The organism is Fructilactobacillus florum 8D, assembly GCF_000512295.1.
Classification (GTDB): Bacteria; Bacillota; Bacilli; order Lactobacillales; family Lactobacillaceae; genus Fructilactobacillus; species Fructilactobacillus florum.
Genome location: NZ_ALXG01000029.1, coordinates 25566 through 46784, shown reverse-complemented (window position 1 = coordinate 46784; position 21219 = coordinate 25566). Strand labels below are relative to the sequence as shown.

20 protein-coding genes are annotated in these 21219 nt (G+C 42.7%); 17 read left to right on the top strand and 3 right to left on the bottom strand.

Annotated features, from left to right (window positions below; genetic code table 11):
* Positions 1–301 precede the first annotated feature (301 nt).
* A complete protein-coding gene (gene mscL / locus B808_RS03475; protein ID WP_035421943.1) occupies positions 302–670 on the top strand; it encodes a large-conductance mechanosensitive channel protein MscL in 369 nt (122 codons plus the stop codon).
* A gap of 19 nt (positions 671–689) precedes the next feature.
* Here the strand turns inward: mscL and helD are convergent, their stop codons facing one another.
* On the bottom strand, positions 690–2999 hold the full coding sequence (gene helD / locus B808_RS03470) for an RNA polymerase recycling motor HelD (RefSeq protein ID WP_035421941.1): 2310 nt from the start codon (positions 2997–2999) through the stop codon (positions 690–692).
* A 343-nt stretch (positions 3000–3342) separates the two neighbouring features.
* On the opposite strand from helD, the gene trpS reads away from it, so the two are divergent.
* From trpS to B808_RS03390, 16 genes are all read left to right on the top strand, one after another.
* The gene (gene trpS, locus B808_RS03465; RefSeq protein ID WP_009167351.1) at positions 3343–4377 is read left to right on the top strand and encodes a tryptophan--tRNA ligase; all 1035 of its coding nucleotides are present in this window, start codon (positions 3343–3345) and stop codon (positions 4375–4377) included.
* A 9-nt stretch (positions 4378–4386) separates the two neighbouring features.
* Positions 4387–5331: a Ppx/GppA family phosphatase gene (locus B808_RS03460; RefSeq protein ID WP_009167350.1), complete on the top strand. Its 945-nt coding sequence runs from the start codon at positions 4387–4389 to the stop codon at positions 5329–5331.
* Positions 5324–6586: a hydroxymethylglutaryl-CoA reductase, degradative gene (locus B808_RS03455; RefSeq protein WP_035421939.1), complete on the top strand. Its 1263-nt coding sequence runs from the start codon at positions 5324–5326 to the stop codon at positions 6584–6586. The genes B808_RS03460 and B808_RS03455 overlap by 8 nt, the downstream gene beginning before the upstream one ends.
* Positions 6587–6588: 2 nt before the next feature.
* Positions 6589–7554, top strand: coding sequence for a hypothetical protein (locus B808_RS03450; RefSeq protein WP_009167348.1), 966 nt, complete (start codon positions 6589–6591; stop codon positions 7552–7554).
* Positions 7555–7563: 9 nt separating this feature from the next.
* Positions 7564–8286 (top strand): NAD-dependent protein deacylase, encoded by a 723-nt coding sequence (locus B808_RS03445; RefSeq protein ID WP_009167347.1) that lies wholly within the window; start codon positions 7564–7566, stop codon positions 8284–8286.
* Entirely contained in the window at positions 8273–9118 is an 846-nt protein-coding gene (locus B808_RS03440; protein ID WP_225349220.1) for a DUF72 domain-containing protein, read from the top strand. Before B808_RS03445 ends, B808_RS03440 begins: the two co-directional genes overlap by 14 nt.
* Before the next feature lie 277 nt (positions 9119–9395).
* Complete coding sequence (metG, locus tag B808_RS03435; protein WP_009167345.1) at positions 9396–11405, top strand: methionine--tRNA ligase; 2010 nt, start codon at positions 9396–9398, stop codon at positions 11403–11405.
* Between the two features lie 25 nt (positions 11406–11430).
* Positions 11431–12219 carry a TatD family hydrolase gene (locus tag B808_RS03430; RefSeq protein WP_009167344.1) on the top strand — a complete coding sequence of 263 codons (789 nt, stop codon included), beginning with the start codon at positions 11431–11433 and terminating at the stop codon, positions 12217–12219.
* A complete protein-coding gene (gene rnmV / locus B808_RS03425; protein WP_009167343.1) occupies positions 12206–12772 on the top strand; it encodes a ribonuclease M5 in 567 nt (188 codons plus the stop codon). Before B808_RS03430 ends, rnmV begins: the two co-directional genes overlap by 14 nt.
* Positions 12765–13658 (top strand): 16S rRNA (adenine(1518)-N(6)/adenine(1519)-N(6))-dimethyltransferase RsmA, encoded by an 894-nt coding sequence (gene rsmA, locus B808_RS03420; protein ID WP_009167342.1) that lies wholly within the window; start codon positions 12765–12767, stop codon positions 13656–13658. The genes rnmV and rsmA overlap by 8 nt, the downstream gene beginning before the upstream one ends.
* 60 nt (positions 13659–13718) lie before the next feature.
* A complete protein-coding gene (locus B808_RS03415) occupies positions 13719–13958 on the top strand; it encodes a Veg family protein (protein ID WP_009167341.1) in 240 nt (79 codons plus the stop codon).
* A gap of 57 nt (positions 13959–14015) precedes the next feature.
* Positions 14016–14714 carry a metal ABC transporter ATP-binding protein gene (locus B808_RS03410; protein WP_009167340.1) on the top strand — a complete coding sequence of 233 codons (699 nt, stop codon included), beginning with the start codon at positions 14016–14018 and terminating at the stop codon, positions 14712–14714.
* On the top strand, positions 14707–15501 hold the full coding sequence (locus B808_RS03405) for a metal ABC transporter permease (RefSeq protein ID WP_009167339.1): 795 nt from the start codon (positions 14707–14709) through the stop codon (positions 15499–15501). The genes B808_RS03410 and B808_RS03405 overlap by 8 nt, the downstream gene beginning before the upstream one ends.
* A 153-nt stretch (positions 15502–15654) precedes the next feature.
* Positions 15655–16485 (top strand): pur operon repressor, encoded by an 831-nt coding sequence (gene purR / locus B808_RS03400; RefSeq protein ID WP_009167338.1) that lies wholly within the window; start codon positions 15655–15657, stop codon positions 16483–16485.
* Between the two features lie 9 nt (positions 16486–16494).
* Complete coding sequence (glmU, locus tag B808_RS03395) at positions 16495–17874, top strand: bifunctional UDP-N-acetylglucosamine diphosphorylase/glucosamine-1-phosphate N-acetyltransferase GlmU (protein WP_009167337.1); 1380 nt, start codon at positions 16495–16497, stop codon at positions 17872–17874.
* A gap of 68 nt (positions 17875–17942) precedes the next feature.
* The gene (locus tag B808_RS03390; protein ID WP_009167336.1) at positions 17943–18932 is read left to right on the top strand and encodes a ribose-phosphate diphosphokinase; all 990 of its coding nucleotides are present in this window, start codon (positions 17943–17945) and stop codon (positions 18930–18932) included.
* Positions 18933–19011: 79 nt separating this feature from the next.
* Here the strand turns inward: B808_RS03390 and yidA are convergent, their stop codons facing one another.
* Both yidA and B808_RS03380 read right to left on the bottom strand, forming a co-directional pair.
* Positions 19012–19833 (bottom strand): sugar-phosphatase, encoded by an 822-nt coding sequence (gene yidA / locus B808_RS03385; protein ID WP_009167335.1) that lies wholly within the window; start codon positions 19831–19833, stop codon positions 19012–19014.
* On the bottom strand, positions 19820–21205 hold the full coding sequence (locus B808_RS03380) for an HD domain-containing protein (protein WP_009167334.1): 1386 nt from the start codon (positions 21203–21205) through the stop codon (positions 19820–19822). The genes yidA and B808_RS03380 overlap by 14 nt, the downstream gene beginning before the upstream one ends.
* Between the last annotated feature and the right edge of the window lie 14 nt (positions 21206–21219).

Here is a 21219-nt window from a genome sequence, read left to right as displayed (position 1 = left end):
ACTTAATAGTCGAAAGGAGTTTTTAAATAAATAATTGTGTACCATTGCCCTACGAATGCTGTTATATCAATATTAAGAATCCCCAGAAGCGGCTCAAACTGCAATTGAATACCACGTTTCGTTAAGTAATCACGTCGATTGAATGTGATTTAGGTAAAAAAGCAAGTGGACAAGTACATATAAATTGAAAAATAATAATTTGGAGCTATTGGTAAATCTATGTTTTCGAAGGGGTGTAGTTCGTTATAATGGAGTTATTGTAGTAGCTAAAAAACACATTAACAGGAGACGAGGCTAATCAATGTTTAAAGAATTTAAAGCATTCATTTCAAGAGGCAATGTAATTGATATGGCAGTTGGGGTCATTGTTGGAGCGGCGTTTACCAATATTGTAACTTCATTGGTGAAAAACTTGTTAAACCCGTTCATCGGAATTTTCTTAGGGAAAGTTGATCTATCAACATTAGTTTTCCATGTAGGCGATACGACGTTTAGATATGGAGCTTTTCTCAATTCTTTACTAAATTTCTTTATTATTGCTTTTGTGGTCTTTCTATTAGTTAAGTTGTTAACTAAATTGCGACTTGAGCCGGCAAAGAAAACGCCTGCTCCTAGTACCACGGATAAATACTTACAAGAAATTGTTGAATTATTGCGACAAAGACATTAACACAAAAAGAACTGCTTAATCAGTTCTTTTTGTGTTTGTTAAAAATTTTGACAAATGAACCAGTGCTAGTTTGTAAATTAATGACCGGGGTAATCGGAGCACGGGTCAGCAAAGTGAGTGTATGCATGGCTCGGGTTGCCATGGTGTACACTATCCCTAATGAGTGGTGGTCTGGATAATTTTTCTTGGAAAGATCCCAACCAATAACAGCATCAAATTCCAAGCCCTTAGCAAGATAAATCGGAAGCACGATGACATCGTGAGCCAATGAGCGTTGGTCATCAGAAATCAAGTGGGCATCAAAGTGGCTACGTAATGTTTGCCAAACGGTGGCAGCTTGTTCTTGATTCTTGGTAATAACAGCTACCGAATCGGATTGATTTAAATCAGCGCTTACAACTTTTATTAGCCGCTTTTCTAGATCATTATAACTGGGTTCAATGTATATTTCTGGTAACGTTCCTGAGCGGTTGAATGGTTTAATCTGGTCTCCATCCGGCAAAAGCGAACTAGCAAATTTAGTAATGGGGGAAGTAGAACGGTACGCTCTTCGCAACTCAATGAGCCGCTCATGTTTAACCGGCAATGCTTGCTTTAATTCTTGTAATAATTGCTTTGCTGGTTCAACGTCTCTAAACAAAGCCTGCTCGCTGTCTCCAATCAAGTTAAACTTCGCATGTTGAAAAATCATTTTGAGATACATTAGTTCAGCTATTGCGTAGTCCTGTACTTCATCAATAAATAAGTATTTAATGCTTTGATTGCGATGGCTCCCTAAAAAACGATCCCGCAAGTATAGCAAGGGAGCAGCGTCTTCAAGATGGATTTGATGAAATTCAAGTCGTTCCTGAAAGTCATGAATGGTTTTATCCCAATCAAGCCGGGTCACATTATTTGGAATGGTGACGTGATGAAGAAAATCGATATATTGCGAAGCTGCGTCCCAAAAACGGTTGTTGTAAATCGCATCGTAGACGATTCGAAGTTCTCTTCTAGCAATTCTTAAAAGAAGGTATTCTTGTTCGGCTGCAAATGAGTCAAATTCCTCATGCTCCGTTTCGGCTAAAAGTTCATGATAATCTTCATCAGAAAGCGTATTTAAGATTTCTTCAGCCCAACTACTATGGGCATCTTGGCGACTGCGTCGTTGTAGCTTTTTGATAAGATGATTCTTCGTGGCTACGATTTTTTCACGAAAAGGAAGGTTGATTGGAAGCGCAGCATAGATTTTCGTAATAGTGCTACGAGTAAAGTAAACTTCCCCATGAAAATAAATGTCTAAAAACACCAGGTTTTGAGACGAACAGCGCTGCAGATAAGTTTCAATCGCTGTAATGAATTCGCGACTTCCCTTGAAAGTAGTAATTGCAGTTGGATGTTCGGCGGTTTCAAAACGATTGAAGATGGTTTGAACTTTAAAGCCATTTAATCTTCGCTGAAAGAATTCTGCAATGGTTACCTGACGCATGTTTTTTTCACCAAGACTGGGTAGTACTTCGCTGATGTAGTTTGAAAAGAGCCGGTTAGGGGAAAATAATAGGATTTGGTTGGCCGCAAGGGTCGTGCGACTATGATACAGTAAAAAAGCGATTCTTTGTAATAAGGCTGATGTTTTACCGGATCCGGCGACGCCCTGGACAACGAGAAGATCGCTTTTAGTATCGCGGATAATTGCGTTTTGTTCCCTTTGAATCGTAGCTACGATATTGCGTAAATTCTCGGAGCTCTGAGCACCTAATTCGGTTTGTAATAGTTCATCACCAACAGTTTCGTTGGTATCAAACATATTGAGTAAACGCCCATTTCGTATCTTAAATTGGCGTTTTTTAATTAATTCGACGGTTTGGTCTCCGGCAGGCGTTTGATAAGTAACGGTGCCTAAGGTTCCGTTGTAGTAAACGCTAGCGATGGGAGCGCGCCAGTCATGAATCAAAAACTGACCTTGATCATCAATCAACGAAGCCGTTCCGATATAAAGGGCTTCGGGGAGGCTAGTGGGACTATTTTTGATATCAATACGTCCAAAGTAGGGTGATTTTTCTAGAAGCTGATAGGTTTGAAGTTGATTTTTTACAATTTTTTCATCTTCAACGACCTTGTTAACTAAACTGCGTTGTTGCTGTAAATCAGCCTTGGTCTCAATTCGATCATCTGCTTCTAGATAGTTGACAGAGGTATTGATCCCATAGTTTTTTTGAACTCGTTGTAACTCCGTGGCGGCCGCTTTGACCTGTAATTTGACGGTTTTAATTTTAGCTTTTAATAATTTTGAAATGGTAGTAATGCGGTGTTGTTCTTGCTGTTCTTCTTTTTTGGCGTTACTAAGCATAGGGATGGAAACACCCTTTCTAAACAGTGGAATTAAAAATGGTAGAAAGCTAAGAAAATCCTTGTATTTATTATACCGAAAAACAACTTGAACGGCGCAAACAAGGGAGGCTAGTTTTGACAAATGAATTGAAACCAACTAAAATTAAAACATAATAGTAGCGACGTCAACAAACAGAGAAATCGAATTTGGTGAAATCGATGCGACGAAGTGAATTGGAATGGCTAACGACCTTACCGTTAGAGTGGCATTAAAGTGCAATTTAGGTGGTACCACGTGCAGGCGTCCTATTGATTATTTAATCATGGGCGCCTGTTTTGTTAGCAAAGGAGAAATTTTTAAAATGGAAAAGAAACCAGTGATGTTATCAGGCGATCGCCCAACAGGTAGAATGCATATTGGGCACTATGTTGGTTCACTTGCCAATCGAGTGAGGTTACAAAATGAAGGTAAATATCAACCGTACGTTATGATTGCTGACATGCAAGCCCTAACGGACAATGCGCGGGATCCGGAAAAAATCCGCAATAGCTTATTTCAAGTGGCCTTGGATTATCTGGCAGTTGGGATTGATCCAGCAAAGTCAACCATCTTTGTGCAGTCGCAAATTCCTGCTTTAAATGAGCTAACAATGATTTATATGAATTTAGTAACGGTAGCTCGGTTGGAAAGAAATCCCACGGTAAAGCATGAAATTCAGCAAAAGCGCTTTAATGAAAGTGTACCTGCCGGATTTTTGACTTATCCTGTGAGTCAAGCTGCCGATATCACTGCTTTCAAAGCCGCAGTGATTCCAGTTGGTGATGATCAAGAGCCGATGATAGAACAAACCCGCGAGCTCGTTCGTAGTTTTAATCATATCTATGATAGTAAGGTGTTGGTGGAGCCTACCGGATATTTCCCTCCACAGGGGCAGGGACGCATTCCTGGACTCGACGGCAATGCCAAGATGAGTAAGTCCTTAAATAATGCCATTTATTTAGCCGATGATGAGGATACGATTCAAAAAAAGGTTATGTCGATGTACACGGATCCAAACCATATCCACGTACAGGATCCAGGGCAAGTGGCTGGTAACACGGTTTTTACTTACCTGGATATTTTTGCTGATGATTCTTCGTATGTTGCGGAATTAAAAGCCCAGTATCAGCATGGTGGATTAGGTGATGTGAAAATCAAACGGTATCTTAACGAGGTTTTACAAGCAAAACTGGCTCCCATTCGAGAACGTAGGGCGGTCTTTGCTGCTGACCTGGAACAGGTTAGCAAGATTCTAGAGACCGGGAGTGCCGCCGCCAATGAGACAGCCGAAGCCACGCTCCAGCAAGTTCGGGATGCAATGGGAATTAATTATTTTCAATCCGCAGGTCGGCGCTAGGAGGATGTGATGGAGAACTTTGTCATTATCGACATTGGCTCTAATTCGGTGCGAATGGCGATTTACGAAATTGATCAAGAGGGCAATTATCAGGAAGTGAAACGGATGAAGAGCCCGGCTCGTCTATCGCAGGGAATGGGACGGAAAAACCGGCTCCAATCGGGTGCCATCCAGCGCACCATTAAGGCACTACATCAATTTCAAGCCTTTTATAGTAAGCTGCCAAATTTAACGGTTACGGCGATTGCAACGGCAGCGGTTCGTCAGGCGCAAAATCAGGATGATTTTCTCAAATTAGTTCGCGACCAAACCGGGATAAAGATTCGAGTGCTGACGGGGGCAGAAGAAGCTTATTTTGACTATGAAGGGGTAGCTGACCGAGTTAAAGTACATGACTTTGTTCTGATGGACATTGGCGGTGCTAGTGTCGAAATTGTGCATGTGCGCAAGCGGGAAGCCATTAACTATACCAGTATTCCTACTGGAGCAGTTAAAATCACCGAACAATTTCATTTAAAAGATCAGGTTTCTGGGGCTGATTGGCTGGCTGCACAGCAACACATTATCGAAATTTTTAGTAAAATTGGCTGGTTGGGACGTCCAGTTCATTACCCCATTGTGTTAATTGGTGGTGCTGCCCGGACGCTCGCTCGTATTAATCGACGCCAACAAGCTTTGACTCCGATAGATCTCATTCAGGATTATCAGTTGACGAGAAAACAGGTTGGTAAAACCATGTTAATGCTGCTCAGTGCTAACTATAAGGAGCGTAAAAAGATTCCGGGTTTGGAAAACGATCGCGCAGATGTGATTGTTGGCGGATTAGTTAATCTGACGGCTATCATGGATTTTATTGATTCAAAACGAGTGATTTTCTCAGATGGAGGTGTGCGAGAGGGTGTGATTAATGAACACCTCCGCCAGCGGTTACAAAGGGGAGTGAGCCATGACTGAATTACACGGATTTCATCGTAAATCGTACGAAGAACGGTTCCGAATGCTCGTGGCAGCAACAGACCTGAGTGCGAACGAACAGCAGGTGTTGCAAGCAAATTATCAACCGACGGAAGCACACCTGATCGAAAATTATTTGACTAGTTATGGGCTACCAGAAGGAATCGTTCCAAATGTGGTTGTTAATCAAAAGCACTATTTGGTTCCGATGGTGACAGAAGAGCCGTCCGTGATCGCAGCTGCTAGTAATGGGGCTGGAATGTTACGGCGTGGTGGTGGAATTACCGCAACTGCCGAAAGTCACGTCTTGACCGGAGAGGTATTGATTAAGGCCGATAATTTATTGGTGTTACAAAATTGGTTTGACGAACACCGTCAATTATTGTTACAGACGGCAGTGGACGCACATCCTTCGATCAAAAAATATGGGGGCGTTCGTGATTTGAAGTTCAACCCCATCGACGAAACGCATGCTTCGTTCGAGTTATTTGTTGACGTCGGCAATGCCATGGGAGCTAACTTGGTTAATTCGATGTTAGAAGCAATTGCTACTTTGGTAGAAACGGAATTGGATCACCGGGTCATCATGAGTATTTTATCTAACTTTGGGGACCACAACATTGTGATGGCAACTGGCATGGTACCTTTTTCCGCCCTCCAACGGGGCGCTCTTTCTGGAGAAGAGGTAGCTGCTCGGATTGAAGAGGCTGCCCACATTGCTAAAATCTATCCTAAACGAGCTGCTACTCACAATAAAGGAATTATGAACGGGATTGATGCGGTGGTGGTCGCGACCGGTAATGATTGGCGAGCCGTCGAAAGTAGTGCGCATTCCTATGCAGCCCGCAAAGGTAGTTACCAAGGACTTAGCAAATGGGAGGTAACCCCAACTGGACTTTCTGGGATGATCAAGTTACCAATTCCAACCGGAATCGTTGGTGGAGCAACCCACGTATTACCAATTAGTAAAGTTAATTATCATATTTTACAGCTTGATTCCGCCCTAGAAATGATGAATTTATTAGCTGGAATCGGCTTAGCGCAGAACTTAGCTGCCTTAAAGGCCTTAGTCACAGATGGAATCCAAAAGGGGCATATGCAACTGCAATTGAAGTCATTGGTTTTGACTGCGGGAGCAACTCCTGAAGAAATCCAACCGGTGCTTCAACAATTACAACGGTATCCTGCGGCGGAACAAAACCTTGCAACGGCTCAGGCGCTTCTTAATCAAGTACGTCAGAAAGGAGCACAGTAAATTTGGCAGATGAATTACAATTGAACTCGACCAGCCAAAGTCTCTTAAACCAGGTGGCTCATTATTTTCAAGGCGATGTACAGGTTCAATTTATTGGGACATTTAAGTCTGGGACGGTGCGACACGACCAAGCTCAGGTAATTCAAAATGGACAACAACTCTTGGTGCAAGTTAGTGATCTAACCGCACCTGATTTTGTGGTTACCCATGAACTATTACATCTTTTAATGACCTTACGTGGGTTTCCCAAAATCTATTTTCCGCTAACCACAGATGACCACCAGTTAGACAATCAACTACAGTATTTTGGGACGGAATTGTTTGATATCATTTTACACTTGGTAGTTTATCCAGAACAACGGCGGCACGGGTTGATCACTCCTGAGATTGAAGCTGCCTATGTCCGTGGAGTTCGTCAATTAATCACCCCAGAAATTGGCAAGCTGGATAACGAAATGATAAAACGATTGGTGGTAATTATTGATGCATTAGTCTTGTTGGGGCCAACGTTAGGAGACTATCGGTCGGTTTTTGAGCAAAATTTTCCGATGGCAACGGCGGCAGCTCAGCATCTTTATCAAAAAATCACAGCGAAACCAACTGATGAACCATTTCAAGTCCGTCGCAATGCAGTTAAATTATTTAAAGCTTTTGACGACCAAATGCGTACCTGGAAGCTGGCGGAGCTTCACTTAACCGATTTTGCAATGATTACTTCCGTTTTTTCAAAACGGCAGCTACAACTGCAAGTTAAACAAGTTTTTAAGCTATATCATTCCGAATTGAAAGACAAGGAGAGCGGCACTCGGGCGGTTGTTGGGTTTGCTCTGGCAGATGATCAAAATTCACTGGTGTTGGCAGGACCAAGCACACCGTCTGCTGGACGGCAGTTTATTCAAGAAAACTATGAAAAGACGGTTAGCGAGTTGTTTAACGAACTCAAACTTCCGTACCTGCTCCGATCATAGGAGAAAAATATGATACCTAGTGAATTACAAAGTAAATTTGAACAAGCCAACCACCTGGTTTTTTTAACTGGTGCGGGAATTTCGACACCTTCGGGGATCCCAGATTATCGCTCGAAGGGTGGTTTGTATGATCGAGGAGCAGCACAGCACCCCGCCGAATACTATTTGAGTCAGACCTGCTTGCAAACAGAGCCCGCCGTTTTTTATGATTTTGTCATGAAGAACATGTATTTTCCAAAGGCACGACCAAATGTGATTCATGAAAAACAAGCGGCCCTGACGCGAACGGGGCGAGCAGCAATTGTGACCCAAAACGTAGATGGTTTGTACCAACAAGCTGCAGCGACCAATTTAGCGGAGTTTCACGGTAATTTGTACCACATTTATTGTCAAAAATGTCAACAAACAGTGAGCTATGCTGCTTATGCGCATTCGATGTATCACCAGCAATGCGGTGGGATTTTACGTCCAGATATTGTTTTATATGGTGAAGGCATTGCACCGACCACCCTACAAACCAGTTTGACCGCCGTTCGCCAAGCCGATCTAATTGTGATTGTGGGGACTTCGATGCGGGTTTATCCTTTCTCCGGGTTATTAGACTACCGTAATCCAACTGCCCCGGTTGTCGCAATCAATCAGGAGCCCCTCCAGTTTGATTTTCCAGTTACCATGATCACCATGGCAGCCGAGCAGTTCTTTGCTGAATTAGCGGTTGATGACCATGATTAAAGTGGGATTGACCACCTGGACTGACCATCCATTTTTAAGCAGTGGGAAGAAGCAAAAAATTACGCTTTCTGAATACGCACGTGATTTTTCCTTGGTAGAAATCGATAGTTCTTTTTACCGCATCCCGCCGCAATCATGGGTCACCAAGTGGCAAACACAGGTGTCAGCAGATTTTCAATTTATTGTAAAGGCGAACTACGCTATGACAAAAACGCCCTTGCCACATGCTCCGCAACTGGAAGGGGCGGCACTAGCGAAATTGTTTACGGAATTGGAACAAGCAGTTTCTCCACTAGTAGCAGCTAATCAGCTACAAAGCTTATTGTTTCAATTTCCGCCTTCATTTACCTGCAACGTAACGAATGTTCAATATTTGCAAGCCATCAGAAAACGATTGCCACAGTGGCCAATTGCCGTGGAATTTCGACACGCTTCCTGGTTTGCAAACTCGGAACTAACTCACGATACGCTTTCATTTTTGGCAGGGTTGAACTACAGCAACGTGGTGGTGGATGAACCCCATGCTCACAATAATGGGGTGCCGTTGGTGCCGATTGTCACTAATCCGAAATTAGCCTTTGTCAGGCTCCACGGGCGCAACGAAGTGGCTTGGGCTGAGGGGACCAGGGAACGGTATCGATATCGGTATCAGCCGGCCGAACTTGCTCAATTAACCACGATAGTGCAACGCTTGGAACAGCAGGCAAGTCAAGTGGTAGTGATTTTTAATAATAATGCTGGCAAGGATGCGGCGCCGAATGCATTGGAATTAAAACGAAAGCTTCATCAAGAGCCAAATGGTGGTTCGTTAGAGCAACTAAACTTATTTTAGTTGCGTCGTTCGTGGGGGCTAAGGTTAGGAATTGAAGATACCGTGGAGTGGTTACAAAATTTAGATTCATCGATAAAAAAATCTACTGATTGACTAGTAAAGTTTTCAGCACCTAACTGGTTTTGAAATCGAAGTGCTAATCATTCGACGAAAATAGCTCATGAATAATCAAATTATTAGCTGTAAATTTGGTAAAATAAGTAACATATCCATGAAAAATGGATGCAAAAACTGATTTTATCAAACTACTCAAAACAAATTGAAAAGGAGCAGCGGCATGGCACAGGGAAAACCAACCTACTACATCACAACGCCAATCTATTACCCTTCAGGACGGCTTCACATTGGAAATTCTTATACGACGGTGGCTGCTGACGCCATTGCTCGATACCGGCGCCAAGCTGGTTATGATGTTTATTACTTAACGGGAACGGATGAACACGGCTTAAAAATTGAGCAAAAAGCTGACAAACTTGGCATTCAACCGCAGCAATATGTTGATCAAATGGCGACACAGATTAAAGATCTCTGGCAAGCGCTTGATATCACGAATGATGATTTCATTCGAACGACTGAACCACGGCATACCAAGGCCGTTCAAAAGATTTTTCAACAGCTACTTGATCAGGGAGATATTTATCTAGGTCAATATACGGGCTGGTATTCGGTTTCTGATGAAGAATACTTCACCGAATCACAATTAAGTGAGGTTTACCGTGATGAGAAAGGGCAAGTCGTTGGCGGGCTTGCACCAACAGGAAACGAAGTACAGTTAGTTAATGAGTCTTCTTATTTCTTCAAAATGAGTAAGTATGCGGAATGGTTGCTCGATTACTACCAAGCACACCCGGATTTCATTCAACCCGAATCGCGGATGAAAGAAATGATTAATAATTTTTTGAAACCGGGATTAGAGGATTTAGCAGTTTCACGAACCACTTTTGCTTGGGGGATTCCTGTCACATCTGATCCTAAACACGTGATTTATGTCTGGATCGATGCCCTTAGTAACTACATTACAGCATTAGGTTATGACAGCGATGATGACCATTTAATGAAGAAATATTGGCCGGCTAATTTACAATTGATTGGGAAGGAAATTGTTCGTTTCCACTGTATTTACTGGCCCATTATTTTGCATGCCTTGGGACTTCCCTTACCCCATGAAATCTATGCGCACGGTTGGATTACCATGAAAGACGGTAAAATGTCTAAATCTAAGGGGAATGCTGTTTATCCAGAGGATTTAATTGAAAATTACGGATTAGATGCGACCCGCTACTTTTTATTGAAGGTTGTTCCTTTTGGGAGTGATGGACTCTTTACCCCCGAAGATTTTGTTGATCGGTTGAACTATGATTTGGCGAATGATTTAGGGAATTTGTTGAATCGAACGGTCGCAATGATTAATAAATATGAAAATGGAATTGTCCCAAGCTATCACGATTTGGATTCCGCTCCTGAGCAGGAATTACAGGCAACCGCCGTCGCAGTTACCAAGCAATATCGGACTTTGATGGACCAAGCTCATTTATCAGAAGCACTTGGTGAAGTGTGGAAATTGGTGGGACAGACCAATAAATACATTGATCAGACGGAGCCTTGGAAGTTGGCAAAGACTGCAGCAGATCAAGAAAAACTGGCAGCGGTGATGGCACATTTGGCTGCTAGTTTACGACTGATTGCAATCCTAATTAGTCCCGCTATGCCAACGGCCGCCGCTGCAATCTATACCCAACTTGGATTAGCAAACGATGATCATTTTTCACTGGCAAAGGCAACCTTAGCTGATTTACCCGAAAATTCGACAGTTGTTACTAAAGGAAAGCCAATTTTTCCTCGGTTAGAGCGGCAGGTAGAAATTGATAAGATTAAAGGTAAAATGACTACCGCTGAAAAAAGTAAGGGACGAAGCGCGATGAAACAACGAATTGAACAGAGCGTTGATGCTAAATCACTAGTTGAGATCAAGCAATTCGATAAATTAGAATTGCGGGTGGCAGAAATTCAGAAGGTTAGTCGGGTAGCCAAGGCGGATAAATTATTAAAATTTAGTTTGGATGCCGGCGATCAAGCTCCGCGTCAGATTGTTTCTGGAATTGCTAAGTGGTATCCAGACTTCGAAAAACTAGTAGGAAAAAAAGTCCTAATTGTTGCTAATTTAAAACCAATTAAGTTACGTGGAGAAGTTAGCCAGGGCATGTTATTGTCAATTGAAAAAGATAATGGTGAAGTAGAACTAGTAACTTTAAACGGTGATTTACCAAACGGAAGTCAGTTAGCATAATGATATTTTGTTAGAAGGGATTCCCATGCAGCTGTTTGATTCGCATACGCATTTAAATGATCCAGCTTTTTCTGATCAAGTACCAGCTGCCATTGAGCATGCTCGCCAACTTGGAGTCGTTAACATGGCGATCGTAGGCTCTAATCCGGTAATGAATCGGCAAGCAATTGAACTGGCGCAACAATACCCAGCACTAGTTGCCATTGTAGGATTTCATCCAGAAGATGCCGCTTTGTACTCCTCAGCGACGGTAGCGGAGTTAGAGCAACAATTACAAATGCCTCAAGTGGTGGCGTTGGGAGAAATTGGCATGGATTTTCACCAACAAGCAACGGGCAAAAAATTACAAGAACGAGTTTTTCGGGAACAAATTGAATTGGCACAGGCCTATCATTTGCCGATCTCAATTCACAATCGTGATGCGGTGGAGACAACCTATCGTATTTTACGGGAAGCTCACGTAGAGAACCTTTGTGGCATTATGCATAGTTTTAACGGCGATGTTGGTTGGATGCAAAAATTTTTGGATTTAGGTTTGTACCTTTCTTATAGTGGCGTAGTTAGCTTTAAAAAAACAAAGGAAATCCACGAAGCAGCCCGGCAGACGCCGTTGAATCGCTTGCTGGTCGAAACGGATGCTCCTTATCTTGCACCAGAACCACTACGTGGGCAACAAAATGAGCCGGCCAATACCTTGTATACCCTCGAAGCGGTGGCTCGGTTTCGTGATGTTGATCCAGATGTGATTGCGCAGGCTACTTATGCGAATGCCCGCCGTGTTTTTGGATTGGAAGGCGATCATGAAACGAATTAAAGAAGTTATTGTAGTGGAGGGTAAGTCAGATACCAAGCAAATCCAACGGGCAGTGGATGCTGATACTATTGAGACCCGGGGATCGGCGATTTCGGATGAAACCCTAGCTTTAATTGATCAGCTTGCGCAAACCCGCGGAGTGATTGTATTTACTGATCCTGATTTTTCAGGAGAAAAAATTCGCCGAATCATTGCACGTGAAGTTCCAGAAGCGAAGCAGGCTTTTATCCAAAAACAGGATGCCTTGCCAACGCAGCGCCACGGTTCGGTTGGCGTTGAACATGCGAGTTTGGATGCTATTAGATCAGCATTGGCGTCCGTTTATACAGAAAGCAAGCAAAATCAAACGGTGATTAGTCGGCATGATCTAATTCAGGCTCGGCTGGTCGGAACTCAGCAGGCCCGGCAACGACGGTTGCGTTTGGGCGAACTTTTGCAGTTGGGGTATGTTAACGGAAAGCAGTTGGAACGACGATTACGGATGTTTGGAATTCAACGGGCTGATTTTTGGTCAGCGGTGGCAGAAATTGATAAGGAAGAACAGAATGACTAATAATCCAGAAATTGGTAGTCAAACTAGAACACGAGCAATTCTAAATCGCTATCACTTAAGTGCTAAAAAGGGCTTGGGACAAAATTTTCTAAATGATCTAGCAGTTTTGCATGCGATTCCAGAAATTGCGGCGGTTAGCAAGACGGACGATGTGGTTGAAATTGGTCCTGGCATCGGGGCGCTGACAGAACAGTTGGCGCAACGAGCCCACCAAGTGGTGGCATTTGAATTGGATGAGGAGCTTTTGCCGGTGCTAGCAGAAACGTTGGCGCCTTATTCGAATGTCACCATTTTGCATCAAGATTTTTTACAAGCGAATCTACCGGAGCTATTGGCAAAACATTTCGATGGTGATCATCCCATCAAAATCGTTGCTAACTTGCCGTATTACATTACTAAACCGATTCTTACCAGTGTTATGCAGAGTCCGGTGTCATTTGCGGCAATGGTTTTTATGATGCAGTTAGAGGTCGCTGAGCGGGTTTGTGCTCAGCCTCAAACAACTGATTATGGGGCATTGAGCGTAATCATCCAGTACCAATATGAGGCGGAGTTGGCGTTACACGTTTCGCATAAATCATTTGTACCCGCACCAAAGGTTGATTCAGCAATTGTAAAGTTAATTCCTCGAGATGGAATTGAGGTAACGGCCAGCCAACCGGATCGTTTGACGGGGTTTGTGCGAAGCTGTTTTGCGCATCGAAGAAAAACGCTCTGGAATAATTTGGTCGGGTTATTTGGTAAACAAGCAGCTACTAAAGCACGATTACAAGTAATCCTAACTGAGTTGAAAATTGATCCGAAGCTTCGTCCACAAGCGTTGACGGTAAACCAGTTTGTACAACTAGCTAACGCCGTGCAGGCAGCTGATTTAAAATCTGTCTAGACCGATATAATTTACAAACCAGGCGTTTCGTGATATACTGCGAATCGTGAGGTGATAAAAATGGAAATGGGTTTGGTAGACATTAAGAGCTGGATCAAGGGTCACTTGGGCAGCAACATTAAAGTTGTCGAACAAGCAGGGCGAAAACGTACAAATGAGTATGTCGGTGTCCTGGTTGAAGCGTTCCCAGCTGTTTTTATTGTGGATTTAAGTGCTAGTGAACAACCGGCACACGCCTCATTTACGTATACCAAGATTTTGACAGAAGACATTCAAGTTACATTTGAAAAACGACCATGAAGCAAGGACGATGGTCCTTTTTTTTTTGAAAAAGCAAGTTAAAGGGGGAACTCGGTTATGAGCGAGATTATGTTAGCTTGTCACCAACTACGCCAAGATTTTAGTGAGAAGGAAGTTCTTAATAATCTAGATTTTGAACTGCATCGTGGTGAGTTTTTAAGTATTGTTGGCGAGAACGGGGTTGGAAAAACGACCTTGATTCGAATTATTTTAGGTCAGCTCCAACCAACCCACGGACAAGTTCAGTTTTTCCCCAGTAGAAAAGATCTTAGTATTGGATATGTTCCACAATTTCGTAACCTTGATGACGAATACCCATTGTCGGTCAGAAATTTTGTTGCCTTAAACTTTAGTGGGTTTCATTGGCCTTGGCTTAGTCATCAAGAACATCAGCAGTTACAGCGAGTGTTACAGGAAACCGACCTGGAACAGCTCCAAAATGAGCCGATGGGGCGCGCTTCTGGAGGAGAAAAACAGCGGGCGTATCTAGCGCAAGCTTTGACAAAGCAACCAGATCTGCTGATTTTAGATGAATCAACGGCTAGCTTAGATCCCATAGCCAAGGAAACCCTCCTTAAATTGGTTCGAAAATTAAACCAAACTACGCAGGTTACAGTGATTTTTGTGACCCATGATTTGCCACTAGCTCGGGCTTACTCGGATCATTACTTGTTATTGCAACCGCAAGGATATGAATACGGAGAAATTCAGCAGTTACAGGTTAATGATTACGTGGGGGGCGAACATCATGTTTAGTTTTGAGTTCATGCGAAATGCGTATCTTGCCAGTACCATGATTGCGATTGTTTGTGGCTTTGTCGGCGTATTTGTCGTTGCCCGTAACATGCCGTTTTTAACGCATACGCTGTCAGAAATTGGCTTTGCAGGGGCAGCTTTTGGCATGTTTGTTGGGATTAGCCCGCTAAACGGAATGCTGTTGTTTACCATCATTAGTTCGGTATTAGTCGGACGAATGAGTACTAAAGCAGCGCGCCGTGAAGATTCCATTAGTGCTGTTTCAGGTTTATTTATTGGCCTGGGGGTCTTGTTTTTAGCACTTTCAAATAAGTCCGCCAGCTATGCTACTAATATTCTGTTTGGAAGTGTCGTTGGGATTAGTATTACCGATGTTTATCAGATGATCATTATGGCCGGAATCGTCTTGATTGGGATGTTATTAATTTATCGGAACCTAAAATTCGATTCTTTTGACGCACTTGGAGCACAAGGACAACAGTTAGCGACAGGCTGGTTATCAGTTGCATTTTTAGTGATGTTGGCTTTGAGCGTGTCAGTAGCTGCCCAGGTCGTTGGCTCGTTATTGATTTTTATTTTGTTAACCCTGCCGGCTGCCAGTGCCAAGTATTTTGTGCATTCAGTTAGTGGGATGGCCTTCTTAGCAATTGGATTTGGATTATTAGGAGTTTGGGTGGGGCTTTACTTAGGCTACCTGACCAATCTCCCGGTTAGTTTTTTTATTGCAACAATCGAGGCAATCATTTATTTTGGAGCATTAGGGTATAGTCGTTATCGAGCACATTAGCGGATGACGGGTAGTGCTTAGGATTCGTTAAGTTGAAACGAATCCTTTTTTTTGGAATAAAGTACGAAATTAACTAAAATTAATTAAAACAAAACCCAAAAACCGAACATTTATGCTAAACTCAGAATATATTGAAAATGATGAGGTGAAAAGATGAAGGTAAAGCGTAGTGAACGACTTGTCGACATGACAGATTATTTGTTGAACCGACCGCACTGCTTGATTCCGCTGACGTTTTTTTCAAAACGCTATGACTCGGCAAAATCATCAATCAGTGAAGACTTAACCATCCTAAAACGAACATTTCAAAGGCGGGGGATTGGTTTAGTAGAAACGGTTCCAGGGGCTGCTGGTGGGGCAAAGTATATCCCTTATATTTTAAAAGAAGACGCCGACCAGTTTATGGATGAAATCGTGACAATCTTAAACAATAGTGAACGAACTCTTCCTGGTGGATATGTATACATGTCTGATATTCTAGGGGATCCAGAAAAGCTCCGTTACTTAGGTAGAATGATTGCAACTCAGTATTTAAACCAGCGGGTCGATGCCATCTTGACCGTCGCAACTCGGGGAATTCCGATTGCGCAGGCCGCTTCGTCATATTTAAATGCGCCATTAGTAATTGCACGGCATGATACGAACATTACCGAAGGTTCGACTGTCAGTGTTAATTATGTTTCTGGGTCTAGTAAAAAAATCAAGCGCATGACGATTTCCAAACGCAGCTTGCAACAAGACGGAAATGTTTTGATTGTCGATGACTTTATTCATGGTGGCGGTACAATTAATGGCTTGACCTCATTAATCACCGAATTTAACTGTAATTTAGTCGGGAGTACTTTTTTCGCTGAAGGAGCCTATAGTAATAATCAAGATTTTGGTAATTATACTTCGCTGGTTAAGATGGAAACTAATGCAGCCGGAGAAATGTTGATTATGAAGGGTAATTATGACGAACAAATTTTTAGTAGGAATGACTAGGAGAAAATGATGGGTGAAAGAAACACGATTATTTTAGCAGCGGGGAAGGGAACCCGGATGAAGTCGAAAAGCTACAAGGTTTTGCATCAAATCTGTGGGAAAACCATGGTGGATCATGTTTTGACGCAAGTAAGCCAGTTAGATATGCAGCAGATTGTGACCGTCGTAGGCTATGGGGCCACCGCAGTTGAAGCAGAGCTTGGGCAGCGTACTGAATATGTAGTTCAAACTGAGCAACTGGGAACGGGGGATGCGGTCCTTCGGGCGGAACCATTATTGCAAACAGCTCAAGGGACGACCTTGGTTATGAGTGGTGATACACCATTATTTCGTGCCCGTACGCTGGCAAAGTTGTTTGACTTTCATGAAGCCCAGCACGCTGCTGCTACCGTTTTGACATCGCAAGCGCCCGATCCGACGGGATATGGTCGGATTGTTCGCGATTCTAGCGGGAATTTAAATAAAATTGTTGAGCAAAAGGATGCAACTAGAAGCGAACAGAGTCTTCACGAAATTAACACTGGGGTTTATGTTTTTGATAATCAACAGTTATTTACCGCCCTGCATCAGGTTACTAATGATAATGCGCAGGGAGAATATTATTTAACTGATGTGATTGAAATTTTGAAAAAATCTGGAGCAGCGGTTGCTGCCTATCAAATGGATGATTTTTCTGAATCAATGGGAGTAAATACCAGAAAAGCACAGGCTGATGCTACGAAGGTAATGCAGACCCGGATTAATAATCAGCACATGGAGAATGGAGTAACAATTATTGATCCTGCTAGTACATATATTGATGCAGGAATTAAAATTGGAACTGATACCATTATTGAACCAGGAGTTCAGTTGCAAGCCGGTACTAAGATTGGAAATGAATGTTTGATTGGGGCTCATTCTAAGCTGGTCGCTAGTACTTTGCATGATGGGGTTACCGTTACGTCATCAACGTTGGATCATGCAGAAATGGGTGATCACTCAGACATTGGTCCGCATAGTCATTTGCGACCAGGAGCTAAAATTGGTCCGCGGGTGCACATCGGAAACTTCTGTGAAGTTAAACAAGCTGAATTGGGAGCCGATACGAAGATGGGTCATCTGAGCTATGTTGGCAATGCTAAGTTAGGGCGCGGGATCAACATTGGCTGTGGAGTGATCTTTGCCAATTACGATGGCAAGCATAAGCATGAAACCATCGTTGGGGACGACTGCTTTATTGGGAGCAATGCCAATCTGATTGCGCCATTAACAATTGCTGATCACAGTTTCATTGCGGCGGGATCCACGATTACGGATGACATTGATCGTTATGAAATGGCAATTGCTAGGCAACGACAGGAAAATAAACCGAACTATTATCAAAAATTACCTTTTAATGGAACAGATTAAACTATTGCTGAATTAAAAAACTAATCATATAATTAGTAAAAAACTAGTTACTAGCAGCGAGGGATATTATGGGAATTGGGTTACAAAATTCTAACATAAAGATTTTTTCATTAGATTCTAACCAGCCGCTAGCCGCCAAGGTTGCCAAGCACATTGGAATTCAACTGGGGCAAGCTTCTGTAGATCACTTTAGTGACGGTGAGATTAAGATTAATATCGAAGAAAGTGTTCGTGGAGACAATGTCTACATTATTCAATCAACTTCAGCTCCGGTAAATGATAATTTGATGGAGCTTTTGATTATGGTGGATGCACTGCGCCGGGCTAGTGCGGCCACGATTAATGTGGTGATCCCCTACTATGGCTATGCTCGCCAAGACCGAAAAGCACGTTCCAGAGAACCAATTACGGCCAAACTGGTTGCTGACATGTTGCAAACCGATGGAATCACACGAGTGGTAGCACTAGATTTACATGCTTCACAAATCCAAGGATTTTTTGATGTACCAGTGGATCATTTGATGGGGGCGCCACTCCTAGCTGATTACTTTATTCAAAATGGGTTAGCAAAGGATGCCGTGGTAGTTTCTCCTGATCATGGTGGGGTTACGAGAGCTCGAGCATTAGCCGAGTTTTTGGGAGCACCAATTGCCATCATTGATAAGCGTCGTCCCAAAGCAAACGTTGCCAAGATTATGAATATCATTGGCGATGTTTCTCAGAAACGAGCGATCATGATTGATGATATGATTGATACGGCGGGAACGATTACTAAGGGGGCAGCTGCCTTAATCGAAAATGGTGCAACAGAAGTCTACGCTTGTTGTACCCACCCAGTGCTATCAGGACCGGCAATTGATCGGCTTGATGCATCACCGCTAAAACAAGTGGTTGTCACTGATTCGATTCAGTTACCGGCGGAAAAGAAAATTGCTAAAATTAAGCAAATTTCAGTTGCTCCGTTAATTGGGGATGCGATCATGCGGATTGATCAAAACCGACCAGTTAGTCCGCTGTTCAATTCGCGCTTCAACTACGAGACGGATCAAATCAAGTAGAATAACTAAAAAAACATCCTGATGTGAGGAAAGCTTTAACTCAGATCAGGATGTTTTTAGTTGGTGTAAAAAAGGGTAGTTACTGATCCCTGTTTGTGACAAACTTATCAAGGGCAAAGGCAACGCCGTTCTCACGATTGGTTTTGGTAATGAACTGGGCATTTTGTTTAACATCATCAATGCCATTTCCCATGGCGACCCCTAATCCCGCGTATTTAATCATGCTAAGATCATTTTCTTGGTCACCGATGGCCATTACATTTTCGGGAGTTAGTCCAAGTGACTTGGTCAGTTGCTCCAACGCATTACCCTTACCAGCTCGTTTGTTCATAAACTCTAGGAAAACGGGTGTACTCTTAACCACGTTCATCCGTTCCTTGATGGATAGTGGTAAATTATGGTTGGCAGCATCAATTTTGGCTGGTTCATCAACAAACATTAACTTACAAATTTGATATTCTCTAGTAATTTCTTCTGGAGCGCGGTAATTCATAGCGAGACTAACTAACTGACTTTCATAGCTACTGTATAAACTGATATCTCGATTGAGAACATAAATTCCATTAACAGCTTCGATCTGAAAATGAACTCCCATCTCGCGTGCCATCATCTCAACTTCGAGATAATCTTCATAGTTAACATTGTCTTGGAACAGAATTTTTCCAGAAACCGTCTCTGCCACGGCGCCATTAAAAGCAATGGCATATTCTTGATCTCCGCTAATCTCTAACGGATCTAGGTAGGGATGGATGCCAGAAAGAGGGCGTCCAGAACAAATGACGATCTTGGCACCAGCTGCGCGCGCTTGTTTGACAGCAGCGATGGTTTCTGGGGCAAGTTCATTATTTTCATTGAGTAGGGTACCATCGACATCAATGGCGACTAGTTTAATTTGGTTCATTGTTCGACTCCTTTGGGCGAATGATTTGATCATTTTTAAGGTACTGCTGAAAATTATCATATACTGGTTGAAACAATTCAAGGTCTGAATGTGTTCGTAGCATTTCTTTGGGAAAGAAAAAACGACTGTCGCCTAAGTCACGCCCGGTCATTGTTCGAACTAATAAGCTAGTCTGGGAGAGTTCTAATAAGCTACCGTCCTTTTGCATGAGTTCAATCGGCGCATTTTGTTGTTGGTTTTGTGGTTGATACACATCATAAGGTTGGTTATAGCTATTGTCAGTTGCTGCATAATAGTTTGGGTTAAACCCGGCTTGATTAATTAAACTAACTAGTTTTGGAATTAAGGGTTTAGTTGCTTGTTTAAATTGAACCGATTTAAACGGACGTCGGTTGAGAAAGCGACTGGCGAGATCGGCTAGAATTTTGTCAGGGAGCTCCTGCCAGGTTGAAAAATAAGTGTTTAGCACGCCGTCATCAAGCTGCAAATATGGATTCAGATCCTGGTTTGGATCGAATTGCTCAGTTAAAAAGGGTAACAGAAGGGTCGGTTCAAACTTGAATCCAGCAGGGGGATTTTGAACTAGTTCGTAAGCCCGCTTTAATAAGTTTGCTAAAATTATTTCCATTGACCGCGATGTCCGGTGAAAATATACTTGTAGATACATTTGGTAACGACTGACAATGTAGTATTCAACGGCATGCAACCCACTCATTTTAAAACAAATTCCGTGTCGGTAGGGACGCATGACTTGTAAAATTCGATCTAGATCAAAATTTCCATATTGAGCACCAGTAAAGTAAGAGTCACGTAGGAGATAATCCATCCGATCGGCATCACATTGACTAGAAATCATCTGAATAACTTGCTGATTGGGATAAGTTTTATTGATGACGTTAGCAACTTTAGCTGGGAAATCTGGTCCCAGTTGGCGGAGCTTTTGATTAACCTCAGTTTCTGGTGAAGTAATAATTTTTTGGGTAATTAACTCATGATCAGTATGAAAAATGTGTTCAAATGTGTGCGAATAAGCTCCGTGTCCGATATCATGGAGTAAACCAGCACACTCGGCCACCAGTCGCTCGTTGTCATCCCACAGACCATCAGTCGGAGTTTGGCTCGGATAGTTTCGTTGAAAGTGATCGCAGATTCGGCGTACAATTTCATAAACACCCAGTGAGTGGGTAAACCGGGTGTGCTCGGCTCCAGGGAAAGTGTAGGACGTAGTTCCTAGTTGGTGAATTCTTCGTAGTCGTTGAAATTCTTTAGTGTTAATGAGATCCATAATAATCTGATCTTGAATGTAGATGTGACTATGAACTGGATCACGAATCACTTTTTCCTGATTTAATTTTTCCGCACTGTAAGCCATCTGCTGAGCTCCTT